Source organism: Entomohabitans teleogrylli (genome assembly GCF_001484765.1).
Taxonomy (GTDB): Bacteria; Pseudomonadota; Gammaproteobacteria; order Enterobacterales; family Enterobacteriaceae; genus Entomohabitans; species Entomohabitans teleogrylli.
Genome location: NZ_KQ947377.1, coordinates 415,218 through 439,624, shown reverse-complemented (window position 1 = coordinate 439,624; position 24,407 = coordinate 415,218). Strand labels below are relative to the sequence as shown.

Here is a 24,407-nt window from a genome sequence, read left to right as displayed (position 1 = left end):
CGGTGGTTTTTTTCCGGGGAATAGGAGAAAGTAACAGGAGTTAAAGGACGGGAAGGAGAACTCACGGTGTACAGAAATATCCTGATGCCTGTTGATGTGTTTAATATGGATTTAACCGATAAAGCCATCGCCCATGCGGATTTTCTGGCTCGCGGCGCAGGGGCGAAGATTCATTTACTGCATGTGTTCCCCAAAAGTTCCAGCGCCATCCTGCCGGGATTTGCCTCTGATATCGGTAAATTTGAAGAATATATGACTAAAGAAGCCACGGCGAAAATGCGCGACCTGGCGTGCAGTTTTAAAACGCCGTTAAACCGCATTGAATCCATTGTTCGTTTTGGTTCGGTGCGTGATGAAGTCAATCAGGTGGCGCAGGACATTGATGCTGATGTAGTGATTATTGGTTCCCGCTCGCCCGGCCTGGCGACGCACCTGCTGGGCTCGACGGCGGAAAATGTCGTTAACCATGCCCGGCTGCCGGTTTTTGTCGTACGCTGACTACCCGGAAATTACCTGAATGTTGCGGCGTCCGGGGGCTGGCGCGGCCTGTACGCCGCGATAACGCTCCCGGTGGTAGCGTATGTTTTTCTGCCGTCTGGCGAGGCGGTGCCCCTCTCGCGCGTTTCCGGCAGGCCGGGAATCCAGGTTTCTTCTGCCTGTCAGTGTGATACTTCTCGCAAAAATTTTTCCCCAGCGCAAAAAGCGGTTGTGCAGATGGAATCCCTGTGCTTGTATAAATTTTATCGTTGATACAGATAACAGGTCCCCAATGACTACATACCCGCAAACCACGACCCTACTAAATACCGCGCATTCCGCCGCGGTGGTCGTCGTGCGTGTGGTGGTGGTCGTCGGCAATGCGCCGTAGGGTCCGAATCAACGTACGATTCCAGAGAACCCCGCCGGCGCAAACCGGACGGGGTTTCTTGTTAATGCCGCCCGGAAAAGTTCGCTGGCTCAGAAAGAAAAGGACCGGAGCATGGCAACAACGGGCACGACACCACAGCGTAAGCGCTACACCGGCGCGCAATTAATCGTTCATTTACTGGAACGCCAGGGGATCACCATGGTCAGCGGCATCCCCGGCGGTACGGTATTACCGCTTTATGACGCACTGAGCCAGAGCAAACAGATCCGCCATATCCTCGCCCGCCACGAGCAGGGCGCCGGGTTCATCGCCCAGGGTATGGCGCGTACCCGGGGAAAACCGGCCGTTTGTATGGCCTGTAGCGGACCTGGCGCCACTAACCTGGTGACCGCCATTGCCGATGCGCGCCTGGACTCTATTCCGCTGGTGTGCATTACCGGCCAGGTGGCGACTTCAATGATTGGCGCAGACGCGTTTCAGGAAGTGGACACTTACGGTATCTCTATCCCCATCACCAAACATAACTATCTGGTACGGCATATCAGCGAACTTCCTCAGGTGATGGCCGATGCTTTCCGTATTGCTATGTCTGGCCGCCCGGGCCCGGTGTGGATTGACATACCCAAAGATGTGCAGACGGCGGAGATCGAGCTGGATGAACTGCCGCAGCCGGGTGGCGTACAGGCTGCGCCAGCCTTTAGCGCCGACATGGTAGCGGAAGCGGCGGCGATGATTAATCAGGCGCAGCGTCCGGTGCTGTATCTGGGGGGCGGCGTCATCAATGCCGCCAGCCGGGTGCGCGAACTGGCGGAGTTAAGCAATCTGCCTACCACGCAAACATTAATGGCGCTGGGCACGCTGCCGTCTGACCACCCATTGTCGCTGGGGATGCTGGGGATGCACGGCGCGCGCAGCACTAACTATATCCTTCAGGAGGCGGACCTGCTGATTGTTCTGGGGGCGCGTTTTGACGATCGGGCGATTGGTAAGACGGAGCAGTTCTGCCCGAACGCGCGCATTATTCATGTCGATATCGACAGAGCCGAGCTGGGGAAAATTAAGCAGCCGCATGTGGCGATTCGCGGCGATGTCGACGAAGTGCTGGCGCAGATGCTGCCGCAGATTATGCCGCAAACCCGCGATGCCTGGCGCATGCTGGTCGCGGATTTGCAGCGTGAATTCCCGTTCCGGATGCCGGGAGTGGACGATCCGTTGACGCCCTACGGTCTGATTCGGGCTGTGGCGCAGGCGGTGGATGATGAAGCAGTAGTGACGACCGATGTCGGCCAGCATCAGATGTGGGTAGCTCAGGCCTACCCGCTGAACCGCCCTCGCCAGTGGCTGACATCCGGCGGGCTTGGCACCATGGGTTTTGGCCTGCCGGCGGCGATTGGCGCGGCGCTGGCGGAGCCGCAGCGTAAGGTGGTCTGTTTTACCGGCGACGGTAGCGTGATGATGAATATTCAGGAGCTGGCCACGCTGGCCGAGCATCAACTGGATGTAAAAATTATCCTGATGGACAACCAGGCGCTGGGGCTGGTGCATCAGCAGCAGACGCTGTTTTATAACCAGAACATTTTTGCCTGTACTTACCCCGGGGCGGTGAATTTTACCCATATTGCCGCCGGTTTCGGTATTGCCACCTGCGATCTTAACGCGGCGGCGGATCCGCAGGCGGCGCTGCAGGAGGCGATCAGCCAGCCCGGCCCCTGCCTGATTCACGTTCGAATTGATGTCAGCGAAAAAGTTTACCCGATGGTACCGCCGGGAGCGGCAAATACAGAGATGGTGGGAGAATAAGTCATGCAACAAGCTAATGAAAACGTCATTCTGGAACTGACGGTACGCAACCATCCCGGGGTTATGTCCCATGTATGTGGTCTGTTTGCCCGCCGGGCGTTCAACGTGGAAGGCATTCTGTGTCTGCCGCTAAACGGCGGCGAGCGGAGCCGGATATGGCTACAGGTGGCCGACGATCGTCGGCTGGAACAGATGATCAGTGAGATCGATAAACTGGAAGATGTGGCGGAGATCGTGCGGCACGACAGCGATCCGGGTGTATTTAACAAGCTCGGGCTGTTTTTTCAGTAAACGTGGTTCAGGGCGCCCGCCTTCGGGTGCCCTGATGGCTGACGAAGCGGGGCGCCAGCGCGCCCCATACTGCCTTCCTGAAATTATCAGCGGATCTATATCATCACCGGGAAGCGCTGGATTCCATTTTCCGATATATACCTAACGCTGCTTCTTTACCCATTTGCTACGCTTTACTATCAGGCATTGCCAGATAATATCCCGGCGGATAACTGCCGTCGGATATCGTTATCTCTCAGGCGCTGCGCTTTATATTTTATGGTGTGCTTATCCGGACGAGAAACCGGCAATAGCGAACAGGCCCAATGTTGGTCGATGTCGCAAGGGATCGCTGCACAGGCGCTGTACGCCTGAGGTTCACCCGCCGGACGGGAGCAATGGCGGTTTATGGCGATATATAATCTCGCAATATGGTGCGTTAATTCCTGGTCACTATTTATTTTAGCGCGGGTTTTTTATTTGCGATTAAAAACATTGTTTTTTGTTTTATCGCGGATGGGCGGTTTTATTTTTGGGTGGCAAACTTTATTATCCGGCAGACTGATATTAATAAGATCGGTGTATTCAGAACGTCTATCAGATAATTCAGCTGACGCTATTTAAGGAGAAAAGAATGAGTCAACAAGGGATGCGCATAACTCTGCCGCTCGTCATGGCGCTATTGCTTGGTACGGCAGGTTGTGTGGAAAAAAAGCCCTCTTCGCTGGTGAGCAGCAATCAGCAGGCTGAATTTACCCAGATGCCGAGTCAGAGTATTGAAGATGATATGTCCAATATGGGGCGCTGTGAGCAGGAGCTGAAAGCGCTGGCGACGGTCGACCCGGCAAAACACACCGAACTGAATGCGCGTTTTGGCAAGGTGATGCGCGGCGCAGTGGGCTACAGCGATGTGCGCAAGGTGGTCAACCCGGAAACCCAGAACGCGATTGACGCGCTCTATAAATATCAGGCTGTGAAACTGTGCGCGGAAATTCGCGACAGCATGCTGAAGGCGCTGTCTTCGAAGCCCACAGAGGGTCAACCTGTTGACGGCAATGCTGTTCTGGTGCGCTGATGGCATATCGCAGCGGAAGGCTTATCACATTACTGGTTGCGCTGTTGGCGGGCATTTGCCTGACGCCGGCGTACGCCGATGATGTTTTCAGCTTTGCGCGTGAATGGGCGCAGCGCGAAGACAGTAAAGCCACTCCCGCGCAGGCAAAACAAAATGCGGGACAAGCCTCCTCATCTAAAAAATCCGCCAGAGCTGAAAAGAAACCCGCAGCAAAGCCGCTGTCTTCGGAAGTGAAACCGGCGGCGAAAGCGCCAGCGACAAAGGTCGTATCGCGGGACGTTAAGCCTGCGGCACAGGACAAACCTGTCGCCCAGGCTGCGAAGCCGGCAGTTCAGGACAAACCTGTCGCCCAGGCCGCAAAGCCGGCAGTTCAGGACAAACCTGTCGCCCAGGCCGCGAAACCGGCAGTTCAGGATAAGCCTGTCACCCAGGCCGCAAAGCCGGCAGTTCAGGATAAGCCTGTTGCCCAGGCCGCGAAGCCGGCGGTTCAGGATAAGCCTGTCGCCCAGGCAGTGAAACCGGCAGTTCAGGATAAGCCTGTCGCCCAGGCCGCGAAGCCGGCAGTTCAGGACAAACCTGTCGCTCAGGCCACTCAATCGCCAACCCAGCAAAAACCCGTCATTCAGGTCGCTCAACCGGCGGCGGTGGCGACAGCACAGGACGCGCCGCCGCCAGCGCTGGCCGATCCGGTGCTGCTGGGAAGATGGATTAAAACGCTGACGCGCGCCGTCGCCCCAGAGCCCGGCGAAGAGATCTTGCGCCAGCAGAATATGGCCTTGCGTAGTGAAATCAGGACATTGGAGGCACAGGCCGCCCGCAGTCAGCCGCAGCAGGAACTACAGGCCAGACTGGAAGCGCGGGAAAAACAGTATCGGGAAGCCGTACTGGCGCTACAGAGTCAAATGGCGGCGCGGGAGGCGCATAACCAGCAGCAACAGCAGACGTTACAAAGTCGGCTGACTGCGCTGGAAACGCAGGAAAAACAGTACCAGGAAACGGTGCAGGCGCTGCAAAGTCAACTGGCGGCCCGGGAAGAGCGAGAGGCGCCGCCTGACATCGCCCGGGCGCAGTCGTCGCCTGCGGCGGTGGAAATGGCGGACCCGCAATTACTGGGGCGCTGGATAAAAACTCTGGCTGACGCAGTAGCGCCAGCGCCGGAGGAAGAGTCCCTTGAGCGAATCAATGCCCGTCTGCGTGATGAAACGCATAAGTTACAGGCACGACTGGCGGCGCTGGATCAGCGTGAACATGAGCAACAGGAAACGCTACAGGCATTACAGAAGCGGCTCAAAGAGACACAGCATCCATCGCTGCCGAAAACCCAGCGCGGGCTGGAAGACTTTGTCGCCGGCATGATGACCGGGCGCGATGTCGCCAGTTTGCTGGAAATTCGTGAAGAGTGGGGCGTACAGATTGATAAAGAGGCTTTTCTGGCCGGGGTCCGGGAAAGCGTCAGGGGGGACAATCGTCTTTCCGATGCAGAGTTTGCCCGCCATATGGCTGGTATGGATAAACGGCTGGAAAAAGCTCGGGATCGGGTATTTGAAGAGCGGGAAAAACGCGATCGGGAATGGCTGATGGCGTTCCGCCAGGAGAAGAATGTCAGCCAGTCTGAAGAGGGGATCTGGTATCGCGTCAATCACCAGGGGGAAAGCGTTGCGTTAAATCACCAGAACACTGAGCTGATTATCTCTCTCAGCCGCCGACTGGCGGACGGGACCCTGCTGGAGGACAGCGATATTTCCGGCGAGCTGATTCAGGCTCCGCTGGTTGAATACCCTGGTTTCCTGCAGAAGGTGTTGTCGCAAATCGGCAAGCGCGGCGAAGCGGAACTGGCCGTCACGGTAAACCGTAACGGGGAGCCTGATCGCGCCGGGCATATGGTGGAACTCTGGCGGGTACGTATGGAGGATTTCCGCGTGGTTCCCACTCAGGGAACGCCTTTCGCCGCCCGCCATTAATCCTTTGCGGCTACGTATGTCGCGTCAGTTAGCGTAATAAATTGCCTTCCATTTCTCCCGGGAGCGGACTCCCGGGATTCTTTTTGTCTGCCGGTACCTGGTGAATGTGAATAAATACCCTGAATATTATTTGTGGTGTTGATTGATTTTGCTTTTTTGCCCGCTTGTGGTTATAACGATGCTTCAACTGGATGTTTAGATGTCCATACGTATAGAAGGTTATATGCAAGAAACACGGCAGGAAGGGCAGCTTCAGCGCACGATGAAGGCCCGTCATTTGATTATGCTGTCCCTTGGAGGGGTAATCGGCACCGGGCTGTTTTTTAATACCGGATACATTATTTCAACCACCGGCGCAGCGGGGACACTGCTGGCCTATCTGATTGGCGCGCTGGTGGTCTGGCTGGTGATGCAGTGCCTGGGGGAATTGTCGGTCGCCATGCCGGAAACCGGCGCGTTTCACGTTTATGCGGCGCGCTACCTCGGACCGGCTACCGGTTATACCGTTGCCTGGTTGTACTGGCTGACCTGGACGGTGGCGCTGGGCTCCAGCTTTACCGCCGCCGGTTTCTGTATGCAGTACTGGTTCCCGCAGGTGCCGGTATGGATCTGGTGCCTGGTGTTCTGCGCGCTGATTTTTTCGCTCAATGTGGTATCGACGCGCTTTTTCGCCGAAGGGGAGTTCTGGTTTTCACTGATTAAAGTGGTGACCATTGTGGCGTTTATTATCCTTGGCGGCGCGGCGATTTTCGGGATTATCCCGATGCAGGACGGCTCCCCGGCGCCGCTGCTGCGCAATATCACCGCCGAAGGCTGGTTCCCCCATGGCGGTTTGCCGATCCTGATGACCATGGTGGCGGTGAACTTCGCTTTTTCCGGCACCGAACTTATCGGTATTGCCGCCGGTGAGACGGAAAATCCCCATAAGGCGATCCCGGTGGCTATCCGGGCGACCATCGTACGGCTGATCCTGTTTTTTATCGGTACCGTATTTGTGCTGGCGGCGCTGATCCCCATGGCGCAGGCCGGGGTGGTGAAAAGCCCCTTTGTGCTGGTCTTTGAGAAAGTGGGTATCCCGTATGCGGCGGATATCTTTAACTTCGTGATCCTGACGGCGATTCTCTCTGCCGCTAACTCCGGGCTGTATGCTTCCGGGCGGATGCTGTGGTCGCTGTCGAATGAGCGCACCCTGCCGCGCTGCTTCACCCGGGTAACCCGGCGCGGGGTGCCGCTGGTAGCGCTGTCGGTGAGTATGCTCGGCGGAGTGCTGGCGCTGTTTTCCAGTATTGTGGCGCCGGATACCGTGTATGTCGCGCTGTCGGCCATTTCCGGTTTTGCTGTGGTGGCGGTCTGGCTGAGTATCTGTGCTTCTCACTTCATGTTCCGTCGTCGCTATCTCCGGGAGGGTCACCCGATTGGCGGTCTGCAGTATCGGGCGCCCTGGTACCCGGTAACGCCGATCCTCGGTTTTATTCTGTGCCTGGTGGCCTGCGTGGGGCTGGCGTTTGACCCCGAGCAGCGTATCGCGCTGTGGTGTGGGATCCCCTTTGTGGCGCTGTGCTATGGCGCTTATTATCTGACCCGAAATCTCCGCCAACGCGATGCTATTCAGGAGCGTGCCCATGTCATTGAATAATCCTCTTCCGCCATTGCTGGCGCGCCAGCCTTTCGTGCTGCTCGATGGCGCGATGGCCACCGAGCTGGAGGCCCGCGGCTGTAACCTCGCCGATAGTCTGTGGTCGGCGCGGGTACTGCTGGAAGATCCGCAGCTTGTCTACCAGGTGCATCTCGACTATTTTCGCGCCGGCGCGCGTTGCGCGATCACCGCCAGCTATCAGGCGACACCGGCCGGCTTTGCGGCCCGCGGCCTTGATGAAGCGCAGTCCCGGGCGCTGATTGCCCGCAGCGTTGAGCTGGCCCGCCAGGCCAGAGAGACGTATCAGCAGGAAAACCCGGATGCAGGAGCATTACTGGTGGCAGGATCGGTGGGGCCGTATGGCGCCTTTCTGGCGGATGGCTCTGAATATCGCGGCGACTATCAGCGTAGCCGGGAGGAATTCCAGGCGTTCCACCGGCCGCGTATTGAGGCGCTGACAGGGGCCGGAGTGGATTTGCTGGCCTGCGAGACGCTGCCCTCATTCAGCGAAATCACCGCGCTGGCTGAGCTGCTGGAGAGCTGTCCGCAGACTGCGGCGTGGTTCTCTGTCACTTTGCGCGACAGCCAGCACCTCAGCGATGGCACGCCGCTGGCGGACGTTGCGCGCGAGATTGCGCGCCATCCGCAGATTGTCGCGCTGGGCATCAACTGTATTGCGCTGGAAAAAACCACCGCGGCGCTGGAGTATCTGCATGGTCTCACCACGCTACCGCTGGTGGTGTACCCGAACTCCGGGGAACATTACGATGCGCAGAGCAAAACCTGGCACCACCACGGGGAGCGTTGCGCGACGCTGGAAAGCTACCTGCCGGCGTGGCTGAACGCCGGCGCACGGCTGATTGGCGGCTGCTGCCGCACCACGCCGGGCGATATCATTGCCCTTGCCCGCCATCTCGACCCTGCCTGAGAAAAGATCGTCGCGCCGTCCGGAGCGGCGATTTTTAAACCTGTTATACCAAATTGGTGATTTTTGGTTGACCTGTCGATCTGCCGTTCGCTGCCGCGATATTGTGCCGCCGTATCCGTTACTCTCTGATACCTGAAGGCGATAGCAGTGGATTAGCTAATCTGTGATTTGGTTAACCAATTTGCCTGATGTAGTTGACTTCTCCGGTCGATTGGTTGAATTTATAGGCCAGATCTGAAAAGTTGTTACACCACAATGCCGGGCTCCGGCAACCGATGAACCCAAATTCCCCGGTTCTGCCGGCTTTAGCGGCCAGGTGGAACGCTGACTGAGGTATGAAATATGAAACAGACATGGCGCTGGTATGGTCCTAACGATCCTGTCTCGCTGGCCGATGTCCGCCAGGCTGGCGCGACCGGCGTGGTGACCGCGTTGCACCATATTCCGAATGGTGAAGTGTGGACCGTCGAGGAGATCCTCAAGCGTAAAGCGCTGGTTGAAGCAGCCGGGCTGGAGTGGGCGGTGGTAGAGAGCGTACCGATCCATGAAGACATCAAAACCCATAGCGGCCAGTACGATCTGTGGATTAAAAATTACCAGCAGTCGCTGCGCAATCTGGCGCAGTGCGGTATCTATACCGTGTGTTACAACTTTATGCCGGTGCTCGACTGGACCCGCACCGATCTGGAATATGTGCTGCCGGACGGCTCGAAAGCGCTGCGCTTTGACCAGATAGAATTCGCGGCGTTTGAACTGCATATTCTGCAGCGTGCCGGGGCTGAGGCCGATTATAGCGCTGAAGAGATTGAGCAGGCTGGCCGGCGTTTCGCGGCGATGAGCGATGAAGATAAAGCGCGCCTGACGCGCAATATTATCGCCGGGCTGCCGGGCGCTGAAGAAGGCTATACCCTTGAGCAGTTCCGCGCCCACCTTGAACGCTATAAAGAGATTGATAAAGCGCGTTTGCGCGACAACTTCGCGTACTTTTTACGGGCGATTATTCCGGTGGCGGAACAGGCTGGCGTGCGAATGGCGGTTCACCCGGACGATCCGCCGCGGCCAATCCTCGGCCTGCCGCGTATCGTGTCGACCATTGAGGATATGCGCTGGATGGTGGATACCGTTAACAGTACGGCTAACGGTTTCACCATGTGTACCGGCTCTTACGGCGTACGCGCCGATAACGATCTGGTGGATATGATTAAGCAGTTCGGTCCGCGTATCTACTTTACCCACCTGCGCTCCACGCTGCGCGAAGAGAACCCGAAAACCTTCCATGAAGCCGCACATCTGTATGGCGATGTGGATATGTACGCAGTGGTGAAGGCTATCGCCGAAGAAGAGCATCGCCGTAAACGGGCGGGTGAAGACGATCCGATCCCGATGCGCCCGGACCACGGTCATCAGATGCTGGACGATCTGAAAAAGAAAACTAACCCGGGTTACTCCGCCATTGGCCGCCTGAAGGGACTGGCCGAAGTGCGCGGCGTTGAGCTGGCAATTCAGCGCGCTTTTTTCTCTGAGTAATGTTCCGCGCGCGGCGCTTTGCCGCGCCGGATTTCCCTGATTTTCATTACCCGACATAGTCAGCTGGCAGGAGCAGGCGCCCGGTAAGCGGCGCGCCATGACATCCGCAACGGCTATGTCGGATCTCCGCCGCCAGGGCTGGGCGGCTTACAGGAGTTGATTATGACTACGACAATTGCTGATGGCGACCTGACAGTGGCGCGCCCGCAGTGGGACCGCGCACGCCTGAAATCACGCATTGTTCACCTCGGCTGCGGCGCATTTCATCGCGCCCACCAGGCCCTGTATACCCATCATTTGCTGGAGGCTTCCGACAGCGACTGGGGGATTTGCGAGGTCAATCTGATGAGCGACCAGGCGTTGATTGAGAACCTCAAACGCCAGCAGTTGCTATATACCGTCGCTGAAAAAGGGGCCGACAACACCAGGCTGAAAATCATCGGTTCGATGAGTGAAGCGCTGCACCCGGAGATTGACGGCTGCGACGCTGTGCTTAACGCCATGGCGCGATCGCAGACCGCCATTGTCTCTCTGACGGTGACCGAGAAAGGTTACTGTACTGAAGCGGCCAGCGGCGAACTGGATCGTCATAATCCGCTGATTGTTCATGACCTGGCTAACCCGACAGCGCCGAAATCAGCCATTGGCTATATTGTCGAGGCGCTGCGTCTGCGCCGTGAGCGGGGGCTGCCGGCGTTTAGCGTCATGTCCTGCGACAATGTGCGGGAAAACGGTCACGTAGCCCGCGCGGCGGTGCTGGGCCTGGCCCGGGCCCGGGATGCGCAGCTGGCGGCGTGGATTGAAGCGCACGTCACCTTCCCGTGTACCATGGTCGACCGCATTGTACCGGCCGCCACCCCGGAGACATTGCAGGAGATTGCCGACCAGCTTGGTGTATACGATCCGTGTGCGATTGCCTGCGAGCCGTTCCGCCAGTGGGTGATTGAGGATAATTTTGTCAATGGCCGCCCGGATTGGGATCGCGTCGGAGCTCAGTTTGTCGCCGATGTGGTGCCGTTTGAAATGATGAAACTGCGCATGCTCAACGGCAGCCATTCGTTTCTGGCTTATCTCGGCTATCTTGGTGGCTATGAAACCATTGCCGACACCATGACCAACCCGCAATACCGCGCAGCGGCGTTAGCCCTGATGACGCAGGAACAGGCGCCGACGCTGGCGATGCCGGAAGGCACCGATCTGCAGGCTTACGCGCAGTTGTTAATCGAACGCTTCAGTAATCCCGCTCTGCGCCATCGGACCTGGCAGATCGCGATGGACGGTAGCCAGAAACTCCCCCAGCGTCTGCTCGATCCGGTGCGTATACATCTGGAGCAGGGCAGCGACTGGCACCATCTGGCGCTGGGGGTCGCGGGCTGGATGCGCTATGTGCAGGGCGTTGATGAGCAGGGAGCGGCGATTGAGGTTGTCGACCCGCTGGCCGCTGAGTATCAGGTCATCAACCAGCGCTACCAGGGGGCGGAGCGTGTGCAGGCCCTGCTGGGCATCAGCGCGATTTTCGGTACGGATTTGCCGGCGGATGCGCGGTTTGTCGCCGCAGTGACCGGGGCCAGCGCAATGCTCAACCAGAACGGCGCCCGGGCGGCGGTGGCGGCGCTGTAGCTTTGGCGCCGTTTTTCCGCTCACAGCCGTGTCGGGTCCGGCGATAGCCGGACTGTCAACGTTTTTACACCATGGTGTTACCCTTCCGTCCGGGTTAGCTTCTTACGGCGCGAATCCCGGGCGATAATCACCACCGATGAAATAATCAGCAGGGTTCCCAGCCAGTCCGGCAGCGTAAACATCACCCCGAGCAGCAACAGAGAAAGCAGGGCGCTGCTTAATGGTTCGGCGCAACTGAGAATGCTGGCCCGGGAACCACCGATCATCTGGGCGCCCTTCAGATACAGGCTGAAGGTGATGGCGGTGCCCACCACGATTAAATAACCGAAAGCGAACATGACGCCGCCGCTGGCGGTAAACTCAATCCCCTGCCCGGCGTAAAACGGCGTCATCAATAGCCCGCCCAGCAGCATGCTCCACCCCACCACCGGCAATGTACCGTAACGGGCGATCAGCGTGGCCGGCCAGGTGGTATAAAACGCGGCGGAAAACGCCGAGGCGACGCCCCAGAACAGCGCCGCCGCCGAGATACTCAGCGAGGTCGGATTGCCGTGGGTGACCAGCAGGAAGGTACCGGCCAGAGAGGTGAGTATCGCGCTGCAAACCGCGCGCCCCGGGCGCTGTTTGCGCGCCACGGCGAACCAGGCAACGATAATGGTGGGGGATAAAAACTGTAGCACCGTCGCGGTGGCGGCGTTGGATTTTTCGATAGTTAACAGAAAAGTGAGCTGTACAGTCAGCGCCCCAAAGACGGTAAACAGCAGCATACTGAGCAGGTCGCGGCGTGAACTGAACAGCGCAAACAGGCGGTCGCCGTTCATAAACGACAGGGCCAGCAGAATAAACCCGGAAAACAGCAGCCGTAGCATGGTCAGCCACGGCGACGAAATATGACTTTGCTCCATGATGTATTGCGCGCAGACGCCGGAACTCCCCCAGAGTACCGCGGCCAGCAGGACGTACAGCATGCCTTTTTTATTCGCGCTCATGATTTCCCCTGTAACATCATGGTGTTCGGTGTCTGGATAGCGGCCACCATGATACACAGATTTCCTTATTCGGATCTCCCGGAATCGGTCCGTCGGCGCAAAGGCGGCGGGGATTAAGGGGATACCCCCGCCTGGTGAGTTTACTTAGCTATGTTTTTCACGCACGCACAGCGCGAGCACCATAAACAGGGCTACAAAGGCAATGATCAGATTAAAACCACTGGAAATACCGTAGCTTTCCGATACCTGGCCGATAACCGAGCCGGACAGCGCGCCGCCAAAACCGGAGGCGACGTAGATAAGCCCCATTACCGAGCCGCTCTTACTGGTCAGACGCGTCGCGATAGCCGATGCCGTCGGGAACAGCACCGACATGGCGAAGCCGAATGCCATAAACAGATAGACAAAATCAGTGACCAGCAGGCGGCTGAGGATAATGGCGACCAGCGAAAGAATGGAAAACCACACCAGGGTGCGGCGCTCCCCCAGTTTGAGGTTAATAAATCCGCCAATGACGCGTCCGATGGTAAACAGGCCGGCGAAAGAAGAGATAACGTAAGCGGCCTTTGCGGCTTTATCCGCGCCGCTCATGCCCGGGATATCCAGCGATGAGTAAAAAATCGGGAAGAAATTCAGGAATGCGGCCTCTGCCGCCACATAGAACAGCAAAAACGCGATCACCAGCACCAGCTGTTTTTGCGTCAGTAGCTCAAGAAAATCACTGAACTTCATGGCGCTCTGCGCGGTGTTCTCTATTTTCAGGGTACCGAGAACCAGAATAATCACCACGACGATGGCCGCCACGCCGACATAGAACGCCCGCCAGGAGATGCTGTTGGCGAACAATTGATGCAGTACCAGCGGCGTGACTATCATCCCGACGCCAAACATGGCGTTGGAGATGTTGAACATCATGCCGGCTTTCTCTTTATAGAAGGTGGGGATGACGGTAACAATCGATACCATCATGGAGCCAATCCCCAACCCGATCACCAGATAAAAGCCAAAGAACAGGATGACATTAAACGCCAGACTGGTGCCCATTAGACCCACGGCCATCAACAGCGAGCCGATGAACATCATAATCTTCAGGCCTTTTTTATCGGTAAAATAACCGGTAAGCAGGCTGGAGATAAGAAAACCAATCTGGAACAGGGTGATCAGGGTACCGACCTGGCTTATGTTCAGATCGATGCTGTGTTGAACCTGCTCAAGGATCAGACCTTTGGTATTCTGAATACCGCCGAGCAGGAACATGGTCATAAACAGCAGGAAAAAGACTTTCCATCTTTGCTTGTCAGCCATGGTTAGTTTCCTTTTGCGTTGTGGGCGCTAATTGCATCAAACAGAGCCTGATCGGCCCATCCGTAGCAGTAATACAGCAGATCGTCGCAGGCGCTTTGCCGGGCGGCGTCGACGGCTTCAATAAGTTGGTCGGCGGGCAGGTTCCACATCTGAATGCCGCTGTAGATGAAGGTTCCGGGCTGGGATTGCTGGCGGACCTGGTTGTTCTGCCAGGCGACAAAGTCGATGGGAAATCCCCTGGCCTTAAAATCCTGATAACTCAGCTCATAAGGCAGCCTGAACAGACGTTTAAACGCCGCAAAGGCGCGTTCCTGTTGGGCTGCATCGTGGGCGAAATGGTTGATTAACCCCTGGACATCGGCGCCGCCGCCAAGCTTGTGATAAGGGAAATGTTTCAGCGTGGCGGCGTGGCGGGTTAACTCGTGGTAATCCTGGCCCAGCAGCCAGCTGTAGGCCGGCGGCCAGAGGTCCAGCCACAGGGTGATACCGCCCACCTGTCCTGCCGACGCGCGAATCTTCGCTACCAGGCGAGAGACGCTGCGCTGGCGAAATACCTGCCACTGCTGGAGTAGCGGCTCGTTAAGCAGCGCGTCCACCGGGGTGTCAAAATCCCCGCCGTTGAGGGCGTCGGCCAGCGCATGCAGGCGCTGTTTGACCGCCTCCGGCGCCAGGCCCTGCTGACGCATGGCCGCGGAGCAGTGGGGACAAAAACAGCTGAACAGCCCTGCCGGATTGACCGTTTTTCCCGCCCAGTCCGGAAAGCGGATGCGATCGATCAGAAATGTGTCATAGCCGTAGCGCTGTTTCAGGGCGGCAAAGGTGTGCTGCCAGAAGTCCGCGACATCCGGTCCATTGGGGCACAGCCAGTGTTCGACGGGGCGGCCTTTGAAATCGATAACCTGATTGTTTTCCACCTCGCCGGTGAAATCGCCGTTAAGAATGTTGGCCCACGGGACGACCCGAAAGCGGCTGCTGTGCGTCGCCTCTTTGACGCGCATCAGCGGGTCCGCGCCCTGTTCAATGCCCGGATCGGGGCGCTGGGCCAGGCGGGTATCGCCGGGCTGCGTGTGGATATGCAGCGTGCCGGTTCCCATGACGGATTCATGCCGCGGGTTGTGGGGCAATATTCCCGTCGGGTAGGGGTTACGTTCAAAAATAGTGTTAATTTCTACGAAAAGATGGTCAACATCGTGCATTGCAGCAATTCGCGCGAGGATGTTGTCCATCCCTTCGTCGAGGATATCATGTGGGTGAAGATGGATTCCGGCCATAAGTTTCCCCTCGTGTTATTTGATTTGAATGTCAGACATAAACTGGATGGAGGGATACATGGTGGTCAGCGCCAGTAAGGCGATACCGTACAGCGAACCTTTTTCCCTTAATGTCGACAGTTCAACGGTGACTCTGGTGTTGGTGAACAGTTGCCGGTCCAGATTCGCCTGGACGCGGGGTAAAAATGTCGATGCGGCGTGGGTGATGCCGCCGGTGAGTACCACTTTCTGCAGGTTGGCGACCGCGACCAGGTTGATGATGCCGATGGTCAGATAGTCGGCCATCTCTTCAATCAGCGACATGGCCAGGCTGTCATGGTTGGCGGCGGCGGTAAAAATCGCTTCCGCCGACATCTGGCGCTGGGTTAACGCCATCATCCGCTCGCTCAGCCCGGAACCGGAACAGTAGCTTTCAAAGCACCCTTTATTGCGCCAGTTCTGGTAGAGGTGCTCGCGGTTGAACAGCATATAGCCGATCTCGCCGGCGGCATTGTTGGCGCCGCGGATGATCTTGCCGTCCATCAGCAGCGCTGAGCCCAGGCCGGTGCCGATACCGATTAGCGCGGCGCTTTGCGCATGGCGGCACTTGCCGCACCACATTTCCCCCACCAGCGCCGCCCGGATATCGTTTTCCAGTACTACCGGTAGCCCGGTACGGCGCGTTAATTCTTCGGCCAGCGGGAGGTCTTCCCAGCCAGGCAGGTTGGGAGAGCCTTCAAGGACGATGCCGTTATGGATGTCGATAATCCCCGGTGTGGCGACTCCGATCACCATGATTTTGCTGCGATCGGCGCCGCTATTTTCAATAAAGGACGCAATGCTGTCCGCCAGCCGGTCGAGAAAGACGTTGCGGTCTGTGGTCTGAAAAGTGGCTTCGCGGTGCTCGAACAGAATGTCAGCGTCGAGGTTGAACAGCGACCAGGCGATTTTGGTACCGCCTAAATCGATGCCGATGCCCAGACGAAAATTGGGGTCGAAATTGATCAGGATGCCCTTACGTCCCTGCCCGGCCTGAGGGCTGACGCCGCTTTCATAAATAATTTTCTCGGCCAGTAGATCGTTGATGATTTCAGAAACTGTGGCTTTGGTGATGCCGCTAATTCTTGATATTTGCGCCCGGGAAAGGGCGCCGTGCTGGCGGATGATGTTCAGCACCAGCGTGGCGTTCATTTGACGTAAGGTGTTGGGTACGGACGGTGTCAAAATCGTATTCCTTTTGTTTTGATTCTAAACTAATTGGTTAAATTACATCTCTGAATACGGGTTAAAGATCTTGTCATTCAGTGAGTTAATTTATTGTGCCATAGCGAAATTACGCAAATAAAAGCGATATAATTTCAGGAAAACAGTGAGTTGTTACACTCTGTTGCGGTGAGCCTTTCCCTGAAAAGGGGATGGGTAACAGAGCGTCTGTGTACAGTTATTGCGCGTTTTACAATTTCTGTAAAGAGGGAAAGGTTATTTTGTTTGCTTTCTATACCAATAGGGTGATGGCGGTCACTTTTAGAGGGCGGCGGCGGGGCAAAGAGGCGGCCTCCCGCCGCGGCGGGAGGCCGGGGGGACGTTACGGCGCCGGTTGCTGAGCGGCAAACTGCTTCAGTACAAACGGGACCGAATCGCGCAGCGAGGGGTTAACGGTCCCGCTGTGGTCGAGCCCCGGATAATTATGAATTTCCACCGCAGTGCCCGCTTCTTTGACTGCCGCCGCGAAACGCTGCTGCATTGCGGTTGGCACATTGATATCTGCGCCGCCAATACCGATAAACACCGGCGGTTGTACTTTCAGCGTCGGGTAGCGCAGCGCGGCGGTCTGATCCTCCAGCAGCGTCTGGATTGCGGGCTTGAGGCTATTTTCAGCATTCAGACGCTGCTGCATTACGGTTTCGGTCAGCGGCGTGATACACAGTGACTGCGCCTTCCCGAGAGCTTCCAGCGCGCCGCTCTGGAAGTAGTCCGCGGCTTTCAACTGCGGATTCCTGTCGGCGGCGGAAAGCCAGATATAAAAGACATAGGGGATTTTAGGATCGCCGGCGTTGGTACCGGCACCGTTGGTGGACGCGAACAACTGGGCGGCGGACATATCGGGAGCGAACCACGGCGTGCCGGTCAGCACCACAGCCTGAATATGCAACTCCGGCGCGTAGTCAGGCTGGTAGCCGGCGCTGGAAAAAGCGGCATGGGCGCCCTGAGACTGCCCCACCAGCACCAGTTGGTTGCGCAGCGGGAAGTTGGCCAGCGCCGCGCGTATGCCATCCAGTACGCTCCAGGCTTCCGCCCGGGCGTGGAGGTAGTGGTGCAGCCCGTCAGAGCCTAATCCGGCGTAGTCCGGCGCCACCACCGCGAATCCCAGCGACAGCCAGGTGTTCAGATACTGGCTATCGCGCGCGGTGCGCGGATTGAGGGATGGCGCACAGCCGTTGGCTACCCCGATAGTACCGTGGGTCCAGACGACGACCGGCCAGCCGCCCTGCGGGGGCGTTCCTTTGGGGATAAACACTGCCGCGCTGTCCTGGCGGGCGGTTTTACCGTCCACGCCGCTGGTGGAAGGATACTGAATGCGATACTGCTCTGCGGCCTCCTGCAGGCCGTTCTGCACGTCGAGGGGCGTTTTACTGACCCGATCGCTCAGGCTGTGGTGGGCGGTGTCGGCAAAGGCCGGCACCAGAGCAAACAGCGCCAGTAGCGGTATCGCCAGGCGGAAAAGAGTATGGAGAGGAAACGTCATGTGATCGACTACCTTATTTACCCGTAGATGTGAATTACCTTAGTCGCGTTTCGCCAGCCTGCCAGCGCGCTGCAGATAAAAACCGCCAGCGCAGGTGGATCAACGCGAAAGTGATGGTGCTGATTATCAGTCTGCGGGTTTCAACAAAGCGTTAATCGCGGCGCGAAAGTACAACCCATGACGGCGCTGCGTCAGCGTCAGCGATATGCGCAAAGATACATCGCTGACCCGCGCATTCGGCAGAATTTTACTGTCCCGGTATACCTTTCGCGCAGACCAGTACCGGCTCGAACAGGCTGGATATCATGTAGTAATGGGGGTATTCGGTAATGGCGAACTGACCCTCATTTTGATCGGAGAAGTTAAGAAAATACTGGTTAAATAACCGTTCAGAAATGGTATCCGAAGGGTGGTTAACCATATTCAGACGCTTAAATTCGTAATATCCTCCAGCGGTTTTATGGTACGACAGCGAGAGGTCGCGCCAGACCCGGTATACTGTTTTCCCCTGAACCATTAATCCCTTTATCGTGACAAACGCATGGCCCGTCGGCTGGAAAGAGACCACGATTTCACTGGTGATTGTGGCTGTGGCGGTGTCATCGAATTGTTTTTCGATGGTGTAAGTTGCGTGACACTGCCCGTCCAGATGCGGGGCCGGCATCAGGAAAGCAATTGTTGGGAATAATAACAGTACGGCTCCTGCACAGAGGGCCCACTTTAATGTTTTAGATGCCATAGTTAGCCAATATATAAAGGGAAAAATTCCCCACCAGACATTCTGGCGAAGGCACTGTGTCGATCATAGTTGACATTATCCTGGCTGATGACGTATGCCTGCTGTTGCCGTGCGTTTTTGCGACCGGAGCGCCATTATTTTTGCGTCATTGCAGGCGCCGGGGGAAAGCGACCTGTTTTTCCGGCCAGTAGAACCCTTGCCCCAGCAGGGCGCCGGAAGCCTGCGCCAGTTTAACATCCCGGCGGGTTTCAATACCTTCCAGTAAAACAATTGCAGCAATAGGTTTTGCTTCTTGCACTGTGTGGCGTAGCGTGGGTAAGCGATCGCGACATTCATGCAGAATACTTCGGTCAATTTTCACGCCGTCAAAGGTGTGGTTCAGCGCGGTTAACGTCGACAGATATTGCGGTTTGAAATCGTCGAGCCAGAGGGTAAAGCCCGCCTGTTTCAGATTGCTCAGGTTTGTGCGTAGCTGGCACATTTCATCCGCGGTGAGTCGCGCCAGTTCGTCCGGATCTTGTAGCTCAATGCCGGTGCGGAAGTGGTTGGCATGGTGAATAATTTTTTGTACTAAGGCGTAATGGGTCAGTACGGCAACGGGCAAATTAATCAGCCGCAGCGACTCCGCGGATTCCACTGTTCTTTCGAGCCTGCTTTGGGTAATAAAATAGTCGCAGGCCATCTGGGGCGTTAGCTGAATAAACCAGTATTCAAGCCGGGTAGTGGAATTCAGTTGGGTCAATATTTCATGGCCGACGATATTCTGCGTAGCCAACAGCACAATGGGCTGAAAGCGTGAGCCAATGATATGGTCTGACATAATAGATACTCTTCATGCGGGGTCCTGTTACCAGGACCGGATGGTTATTTGTAATTGACAATAAAAATGATGTCGGTTTCGAAAGCCCCGGGCGTCGCCTGGCCGTTAGAAAAGAGTACGGCCTGGAATTTTCTGGTGACATTCCGGTCCACGGTGAGATCGGCGAAATCGCGTTTTTTATTGAAATCGATGAATTCATTGAACCCGGAATCGTAAAGTTTTAATACGGCTCCGTTACCCAAATCTGCGCCGTTGCTGCCCTGCAGGTTTCCGGTAGGGGTGAAGATGGCGTCAAGGGCAAATGGCGCGTCGCAATTGCGTGATACCGGAATTGAGAAATCCCGACGTACCAGCTCCTGACCGACGCTATCCCAGGGTTTTAGCTCGCCGAAGTCGACCTCCGTAACTTCCGGGATACTGGCGCTGCACGCCAGGGCCATCAGATTAGAAAGGCCCGTCAGGGTATAACGGTAGTTTTTACCTTCTTTATTGTTGATATCGTTGGCGCCATCAAGCTGAAAGACCGCAACTTCGTCAGTATTAAAAACGATTTCATTATTGAGCGGACCGGTTTTCTGAATATAAACCTGATAGCTCATGGTCATCTGCTTTTTATTTTTCGTGCTTTCTTTTTTTTCAAAAAATAGATCGGTCTGGGTTTTTGTGCTTTCAGTCCCTAAATCGATGCCGTTGTAAATAATGCCGAATTTGATGCCGGGCGGCATGACGGCGCTGGTATCCACCCGTGGGTAGGTGTAGATATAGACATACTCTTCATATTTGGTGGTGGTGGACCAGCAAACGAATGTATTGGTCTGCACCTCCGAGCGCCAGACAATGGTGCCGTCTGGTACATCGCGCGGAATTTTTACGTTGCCGATATTGACCTTTTCACTGGTGGTGCCGGTGGCGGATCCCTGATGACATTCCAGTGCCTGTGCGGGTGTCAGCGCAGCACAGAACATCAGGGCCATAAAAATAACAAATAGCTTTTTCACCATTATTTTGCTCAATAGTATTTAAGATTAAACGTCACCATGCTTTCGATGGGCCCGCGGTATCCGGTACTGTCCCCGGGATGAACGACCTGAATGTCATAGCGCAGCCAGCTCCCATCCTGCTCCTGCGCGGGCGCCCGGATAGCGGCGAGGGGGGAAGCCTGAGGCGGCTCGATAATCTTCAGTCCCAGCCCGCTGTTGCGTGGCCAGACGGTAAACAGCCCCGGCGCTTGCGGTAAACTGTCGCCGCTGAAAGTGATGGATACCAGGGAATCCCCTTCCCGCAGGAGAGGGGGCATACTGGTATTCTCTGGCCGGGGGATTTCACGCCGCGCGCAGTTACTCAGGTGGATCACCAGGCTATCCGGAACTTCCAGAACGCTATACCGGGAATCTGTCTTTCCTAACGCCACGATCTGTTCGCCGGACTCAAAGACCAGTGTGCAGGGGGACTCATACAGCGTTCCCTGAAAATGGAGCTTTGCGCGTGTTCCCTGACTTTCCGTTAACGCATCCGCGCCAGCGAAGGACGGGAACATCAAAAACAGTATGCTGCCTGCGATACGTGACCCCATCGTTTAGCCTCGTTTGTTGTTGTCAAACCGGCAGGTATTGCCCTGGCACAGGTAGCGCATACTGACCACGCCGCCGAAATCGTTGATAAATGAAACAGAGAAGCGATCCCCGAGCGCAACGTTTTCCAGGGTGGTCGTGAGGTCGGAAAAGGGCGCGATCATTTCACCATCAATGTTCTTGACCGTTTTGCCGTCAGCGTTTTTGATAGCCAGCAGCGTGATAAACCAGGGCGTGGGATTAGCCAGTTGTACTTTGCCCGGCATTCGGGTCACGACCATCTGTTCTTCTTCCCGATTTTGACCGTCGCGGCGCAGGTTGGCCGGGCGATAGAACAGTTTCAGACGGCTTTGAATCGCCACCTGCATCACGTTCTTTTTGCTACTTTTCGGCGGCACTTCCCGGACATTGAAATAAAACAGGCTTTCCCGATCGCCAGGCAGGCTGGCGCTGCGCTGGCCTTTAACGATTCGTACCTGGCTTTTCTCTCCGGCTTCAATACGCTGCAGAGGAGGCAGGGCAATCAACAGATCGGAGGCGTTCTCTCCCTGGGGATTTTCAATCCACGACTGGGCGAGATAAGGCAGATCCGGGCTCTCATTGGTCAGGGTGATGGCCGTCGACTTATCGTCGGCGTTATAGATGAGCCGGGTCCGGTCGGGGTTGATTGCCGCTTCCAGGGAGCTGGTGGACGTCAGCAGAACGACACTGAGCAGCAGAGAATACAGGGAAGAGAGATTTTTCATCGCAAATTGACTCGTCATGGTTATTTTTCACAGGGAAGCAGCAGGGTCGGGAAGGCGCCTTGCGCGAAATCCGGTATCCGGACCGTACAGGTAGCGCCGTTTTCCAGTTCGATATGGGCCGTCGCGTTGGCCCGAATGCCGGTCAGGTATACCTGACCGTCGTTGCCGACAATCCCCAGTTCTTTACCGGTTTCGTTATCCACAACCGCGGATCCGAAGCCGGGGGCCGATCCATCGGGCAGGGTGATGGCGGCCATGGCCTGGTGCCCTTTGTTGAGCGCCAGGTGCTGGTAACCGATGGCGCCTTCGGTGAGGGTGCTCTGGAAAACCGAGCGTCGGGCTTCCACGTCCTCCGGCAGATGGCGAACATCCACCGACCAGGCGCTATTTTCGTAGCTACTGCCGCCAGGGATCACCGCGATACCAAAGCGGTTGGTTCGCGTGCCGCCATTGTTGAAACCGACATCCTTTTCACCGTCCGCGGAGATCATGATGCGCGGGGTCTCGCCATTGAGGTTTTCGCTCAGGGCGGCCCCCTGCCGGGTAATGGTCAGCGAGCCGGTCCAGTCTATGTTGGCGGCGCGATAGCTATTATTTTTTTGGCTGGCGCTGGCCGAAAACGTGCCCCACTGCGTGCGCTGGCGATAGTTGCCGCGCACCAGAGCATTGCCGGAACTGAGATCGCTTTCGCTACCGCCGGCGGAAATACGCCAGTTGCGATCGCGCCCGGCGGCGTTAAAATAAGAAGCCGTATGGGAGTGGCCGTCGGAGCCGTACTGGCCGTCATAGCTGACCTGTTGGCCAGGGCCTACCGGAATACTGATACCCAGGTAGACCTGATTGTCACTGCTGTTCTGGTAACGGCTGCGCGATATGGACAGCGAACCGGTGATGTTGCGCCAGTCCAGCAGTGAGAAGTTGCGGTTAGCGGAGAGCGTCATGCTGCTGGAATGTTGCCCGTACCAGTAACTGCGGTGGGTGTACGATAAATAGGTGTACACATCCAGCACCGGGATCGGTTGGTTGCCCATCAGGGTCCAGGTCTCCCGCTCGCGCCAGCTTCGCTCCGGTCGCCGGGAATTGTCGAGATAGTCATTCAGGGAAATATACTGGCGATCGGAAAATCGATAGCCGGCGAAAGAGAGTTGGCTACCAGTAGCGGCGAACTGTTTGGCATAGTTAAAACGATAACTGTGGCCGGATGAGGCGCTTTCGTTTTCACGCCGGGCCCGGGAACGCGTGACATCAGCCGACAGGGCGCCAAAAGTGTGCATATCCTGGCCAAGCCCGAGCGTGGCAGCCTGATACTGCTGCCCGGCGGTGATCAGGCCACCGTACAGCGAGGTGTTATTGAAGACTCCCCGGGAAACTTCGCCGCTGAAAAATTCCGGCCCCCGGGTATGGTTGCTCATGCCATAGGTCGGTTTGCCGGCAAACAGTTTGAAACGGGTGAAACCCTGGCGGGTCAGAAACGGGATGCTGGCGGTGCTGACCTGAAAGGTATGCGTACTACCATCTTCCTCTTCCACACTGACATCCAGCAGCCCCTGAACGGCCTGGTTCAGGTCGCTAATGACAAAGGGGCCGGGAGGCACACTGGTTTCATACAGCGTTCGTCCATTCTGGGTGATGCGTACCCGGGCATTGGTTCTGGCGATGCCCGATACCTGCGGCGCGTAGCCGCGCAGCGATGGCGCCAGCATGCGCTCATCGCTGCTCAGGGAGAGACCGTTAAAGCGAAAGGCATCGAAAATGCTGGAGTTCAGGTAAATCTGACCCGCCTGGAGTTTGGCTCCCAGTTCGGGAATGGCGCGAAACGCATAGCGTTGCGTCCAGTCGAAACGCTGTGTGGTGGTTCCCGCGCTTCTGTTCTGCGCATACTGGTAGTTACCCCGCACCCGCCAGGCGCCGACATTGACGCCCGCGGTGCCGTAACTGGAAATATCCCGGTTACTGGCGCCGTGGCGATAGTGTGCATTACTGGCGGCAATATCATAGTCCAGTAATAACCCGGCGATCCCTTCGTCCCAGCGCGCCGGGGGGACCCAGTCCGGATCGTGATAGCGTAATAGCGCCTGAGGAATGGTTATCATTAATTCGCTGCGCGCCATACGCGTGGCGGTGGAAATCGTGTCGACGTCATCAATCAACAGGCAGCCGTGATAAACGGGAATCGTTTTTAATACTTCCTCTTTTATTCCCAGCATATCCACCAGTTCACGGGACAGGCATGGCTGTACGCGATTGTCATGTTGTGATGTGATAAAAAGGATATCCACCTCATCTTTGATGAACTGTTTGTTCAGCAATACCGCCATTCGGTAATTTCCTGGTGAAATATATCCTGCCTGCTCGAATTTCCTGAGGTTGATATTATCTTTGTCATCCATGTTCAGAATACCGGTGGCAAACTCAATGGCGTGAGCTGGTCCGCTCGCATTTAAATTGAGTAGCGCCGGGAGAATAACAAAAGAATATCTCTTCATGATTGAGAAGGTTTTTTTTAATATAGTCATATGCTAATAAGCTGGCAGTGAAAGCCCCACGCAGAAAGTT

At 56.5% G+C, this 24,407-nt stretch carries 21 protein-coding genes; 10 read left to right on the top strand and 11 right to left on the bottom strand.

Going from position 1 to position 24,407, the window contains the following annotated elements:
• Positions 1-66: 66 nt before the first annotated feature.
• From AQ981_RS05190 to AQ981_RS05150, 10 genes are all read left to right on the top strand, one after another.
• On the top strand, positions 67-498 hold the full coding sequence (locus AQ981_RS05190) for a universal stress protein (RefSeq protein ID WP_058910681.1): 432 nt from the start codon (positions 67-69) through the stop codon (positions 496-498).
• Positions 499-769: 271 nt separating this feature from the next.
• Positions 770-868 (top strand): ilvB operon leader peptide IvbL, encoded by a 99-nt coding sequence (ivbL, locus tag AQ981_RS27170; RefSeq protein WP_121500615.1) that lies wholly within the window; start codon positions 770-772, stop codon positions 866-868.
• Positions 869-979: 111 nt separating this feature from the next.
• Positions 980-2,668, top strand: coding sequence for an acetolactate synthase large subunit (ilvB, locus tag AQ981_RS05185; protein ID WP_058910680.1), 1,689 nt, complete (start codon positions 980-982; stop codon positions 2,666-2,668).
• A gap of 3 nt (positions 2,669-2,671) precedes the next feature.
• A complete protein-coding gene (gene ilvN, locus AQ981_RS05180) occupies positions 2,672-2,959 on the top strand; it encodes an acetolactate synthase small subunit (RefSeq protein WP_058910679.1) in 288 nt (95 codons plus the stop codon).
• A gap of 613 nt (positions 2,960-3,572) precedes the next feature.
• On the top strand, positions 3,573-4,013 hold the full coding sequence (locus AQ981_RS05175) for a hypothetical protein (protein WP_249226267.1): 441 nt from the start codon (positions 3,573-3,575) through the stop codon (positions 4,011-4,013).
• Positions 4,013-5,974 (top strand): FKBP-type peptidyl-prolyl cis-trans isomerase N-terminal domain-containing protein, encoded by a 1,962-nt coding sequence (locus tag AQ981_RS05170; RefSeq protein ID WP_058910678.1) that lies wholly within the window; start codon positions 4,013-4,015, stop codon positions 5,972-5,974. The genes AQ981_RS05175 and AQ981_RS05170 overlap by 1 nt, the downstream gene beginning before the upstream one ends.
• Positions 5,975-6,197: 223 nt before the next feature.
• Entirely contained in the window at positions 6,198-7,610 is a 1,413-nt protein-coding gene (gene mmuP, locus AQ981_RS05165; RefSeq protein WP_058910770.1) for an S-methylmethionine permease, read from the top strand.
• Positions 7,597-8,538 (top strand): homocysteine S-methyltransferase, encoded by a 942-nt coding sequence (gene mmuM / locus AQ981_RS05160; RefSeq protein WP_058910677.1) that lies wholly within the window; start codon positions 7,597-7,599, stop codon positions 8,536-8,538. Before mmuP ends, mmuM begins: the two co-directional genes overlap by 14 nt.
• Before the next feature lie 342 nt (positions 8,539-8,880).
• Positions 8,881-10,065: a mannonate dehydratase gene (gene uxuA / locus AQ981_RS05155; protein WP_058910676.1), complete on the top strand. Its 1,185-nt coding sequence runs from the start codon at positions 8,881-8,883 to the stop codon at positions 10,063-10,065.
• Positions 10,066-10,227: 162 nt separating this feature from the next.
• Complete coding sequence (locus tag AQ981_RS05150) at positions 10,228-11,685, top strand: fructuronate reductase (RefSeq protein WP_058910675.1); 1,458 nt, start codon at positions 10,228-10,230, stop codon at positions 11,683-11,685.
• 77 nt (positions 11,686-11,762) lie between these two features.
• On the opposite strand, the gene AQ981_RS05145 is transcribed toward AQ981_RS05150, so the two are convergent.
• The 11 genes from AQ981_RS05145 to AQ981_RS05095 all read right to left on the bottom strand — a co-directional run bounded on the left by AQ981_RS05145 (position 11,763) and on the right by AQ981_RS05095 (position 24,337).
• Positions 11,763-12,674, bottom strand: coding sequence for an EamA family transporter (locus AQ981_RS05145; protein ID WP_058910674.1), 912 nt, complete (start codon positions 12,672-12,674; stop codon positions 11,763-11,765).
• Between the two features lie 144 nt (positions 12,675-12,818).
• Entirely contained in the window at positions 12,819-13,979 is a 1,161-nt protein-coding gene (locus AQ981_RS05140; protein WP_058910673.1) for an MFS transporter, read from the bottom strand.
• 2 nt (positions 13,980-13,981) lie between these two features.
• Positions 13,982-15,250 (bottom strand): hypothetical protein, encoded by a 1,269-nt coding sequence (locus tag AQ981_RS05135; protein WP_058910672.1) that lies wholly within the window; start codon positions 15,248-15,250, stop codon positions 13,982-13,984.
• Positions 15,251-15,265: 15 nt separating this feature from the next.
• The gene (locus tag AQ981_RS05130; RefSeq protein WP_249226266.1) at positions 15,266-16,453 is read right to left on the bottom strand and encodes an ROK family transcriptional regulator; all 1,188 of its coding nucleotides are present in this window, start codon (positions 16,451-16,453) and stop codon (positions 15,266-15,268) included.
• A 361-nt stretch (positions 16,454-16,814) separates the two neighbouring features.
• Complete coding sequence (locus tag AQ981_RS05125) at positions 16,815-17,975, bottom strand: alpha/beta fold hydrolase (RefSeq protein WP_058910671.1); 1,161 nt, start codon at positions 17,973-17,975, stop codon at positions 16,815-16,817.
• Between the two features lie 247 nt (positions 17,976-18,222).
• Complete coding sequence (locus AQ981_RS05120; protein WP_058910670.1) at positions 18,223-18,639, bottom strand: hypothetical protein; 417 nt, start codon at positions 18,637-18,639, stop codon at positions 18,223-18,225.
• Between the two features lie 220 nt (positions 18,640-18,859).
• Positions 18,860-19,534 carry an EAL domain-containing protein gene (locus AQ981_RS05115; protein ID WP_058910669.1) on the bottom strand — a complete coding sequence of 225 codons (675 nt, stop codon included), beginning with the start codon at positions 19,532-19,534 and terminating at the stop codon, positions 18,860-18,862.
• Positions 19,535-19,578: 44 nt separating this feature from the next.
• Complete coding sequence (locus AQ981_RS05110) at positions 19,579-20,535, bottom strand: fimbrial protein (RefSeq protein ID WP_058910668.1); 957 nt, start codon at positions 20,533-20,535, stop codon at positions 19,579-19,581.
• 8 nt (positions 20,536-20,543) lie between these two features.
• A complete protein-coding gene (locus AQ981_RS05105) occupies positions 20,544-21,107 on the bottom strand; it encodes a fimbrial protein (protein ID WP_058910667.1) in 564 nt (187 codons plus the stop codon).
• Between the two features lie 3 nt (positions 21,108-21,110).
• Positions 21,111-21,869, bottom strand: a complete 759-nt coding sequence (locus AQ981_RS05100; protein WP_058910666.1) for a fimbrial biogenesis chaperone — start codon at positions 21,867-21,869, stop codon at positions 21,111-21,113.
• A gap of 2 nt (positions 21,870-21,871) precedes the next feature.
• Positions 21,872-24,337: a fimbria/pilus outer membrane usher protein gene (locus AQ981_RS05095; protein WP_161969155.1), complete on the bottom strand. Its 2,466-nt coding sequence runs from the start codon at positions 24,335-24,337 to the stop codon at positions 21,872-21,874.
• Between the last annotated feature and the right edge of the window lie 70 nt (positions 24,338-24,407).

Bases quoted from the DNA above. Each gene is read 5' to 3' on its own strand.
- ivbL (WP_121500615.1), top strand. From the start codon at position 770: ATGACTACATACCCGCAAACCACGACCCTACTAAATACCGCGCATTCC.
- ilvB (WP_058910680.1), top strand. From the start codon at position 980: ATGGCAACAACGGGCACGACACCACAGCGTAAGCGCTACACCGGCGCG.
- ilvN (WP_058910679.1), top strand. From the start codon at position 2,672: ATGCAACAAGCTAATGAAAACGTCATTCTGGAACTGACGGTACGCAAC.
- AQ981_RS05175 (WP_249226267.1), top strand. From the start codon at position 3,573: ATGAGTCAACAAGGGATGCGCATAACTCTGCCGCTCGTCATGGCGCTA.
- AQ981_RS05170 (WP_058910678.1), top strand. From the start codon at position 4,013: ATGGCATATCGCAGCGGAAGGCTTATCACATTACTGGTTGCGCTGTTG.
- mmuP (WP_058910770.1), top strand. From the start codon at position 6,198: ATGCAAGAAACACGGCAGGAAGGGCAGCTTCAGCGCACGATGAAGGCC.
- mmuM (WP_058910677.1), top strand. From the start codon at position 7,597: ATGTCATTGAATAATCCTCTTCCGCCATTGCTGGCGCGCCAGCCTTTC.
- uxuA (WP_058910676.1), top strand. From the start codon at position 8,881: ATGAAACAGACATGGCGCTGGTATGGTCCTAACGATCCTGTCTCGCTG.
- AQ981_RS05150 (WP_058910675.1), top strand. From the start codon at position 10,228: ATGACTACGACAATTGCTGATGGCGACCTGACAGTGGCGCGCCCGCAG.
- AQ981_RS05145 (WP_058910674.1), bottom strand. From the start codon at position 12,674: ATGAGCGCGAATAAAAAAGGCATGCTGTACGTCCTGCTGGCCGCGGTA.
- AQ981_RS05140 (WP_058910673.1), bottom strand. From the start codon at position 13,979: ATGGCTGACAAGCAAAGATGGAAAGTCTTTTTCCTGCTGTTTATGACC.
- AQ981_RS05135 (WP_058910672.1), bottom strand. From the start codon at position 15,250: ATGGCCGGAATCCATCTTCACCCACATGATATCCTCGACGAAGGGATG.
- AQ981_RS05125 (WP_058910671.1), bottom strand. From the start codon at position 17,975: ATGACGTTTCCTCTCCATACTCTTTTCCGCCTGGCGATACCGCTACTG.
- AQ981_RS05120 (WP_058910670.1), bottom strand. From the start codon at position 18,639: ATGCCGGCCCCGCATCTGGACGGGCAGTGTCACGCAACTTACACCATC.
- AQ981_RS05115 (WP_058910669.1), bottom strand. From the start codon at position 19,534: ATGTCAGACCATATCATTGGCTCACGCTTTCAGCCCATTGTGCTGTTG.
- AQ981_RS05110 (WP_058910668.1), bottom strand. From the start codon at position 20,535: ATGGTGAAAAAGCTATTTGTTATTTTTATGGCCCTGATGTTCTGTGCT.
- AQ981_RS05105 (WP_058910667.1), bottom strand. From the start codon at position 21,107: ATGGGGTCACGTATCGCAGGCAGCATACTGTTTTTGATGTTCCCGTCC.
- AQ981_RS05100 (WP_058910666.1), bottom strand. From the start codon at position 21,869: ATGACGAGTCAATTTGCGATGAAAAATCTCTCTTCCCTGTATTCTCTG.
- AQ981_RS05095 (WP_161969155.1), bottom strand. From the start codon at position 24,337: ATGAAGAGATATTCTTTTGTTATTCTCCCGGCGCTACTCAATTTAAAT.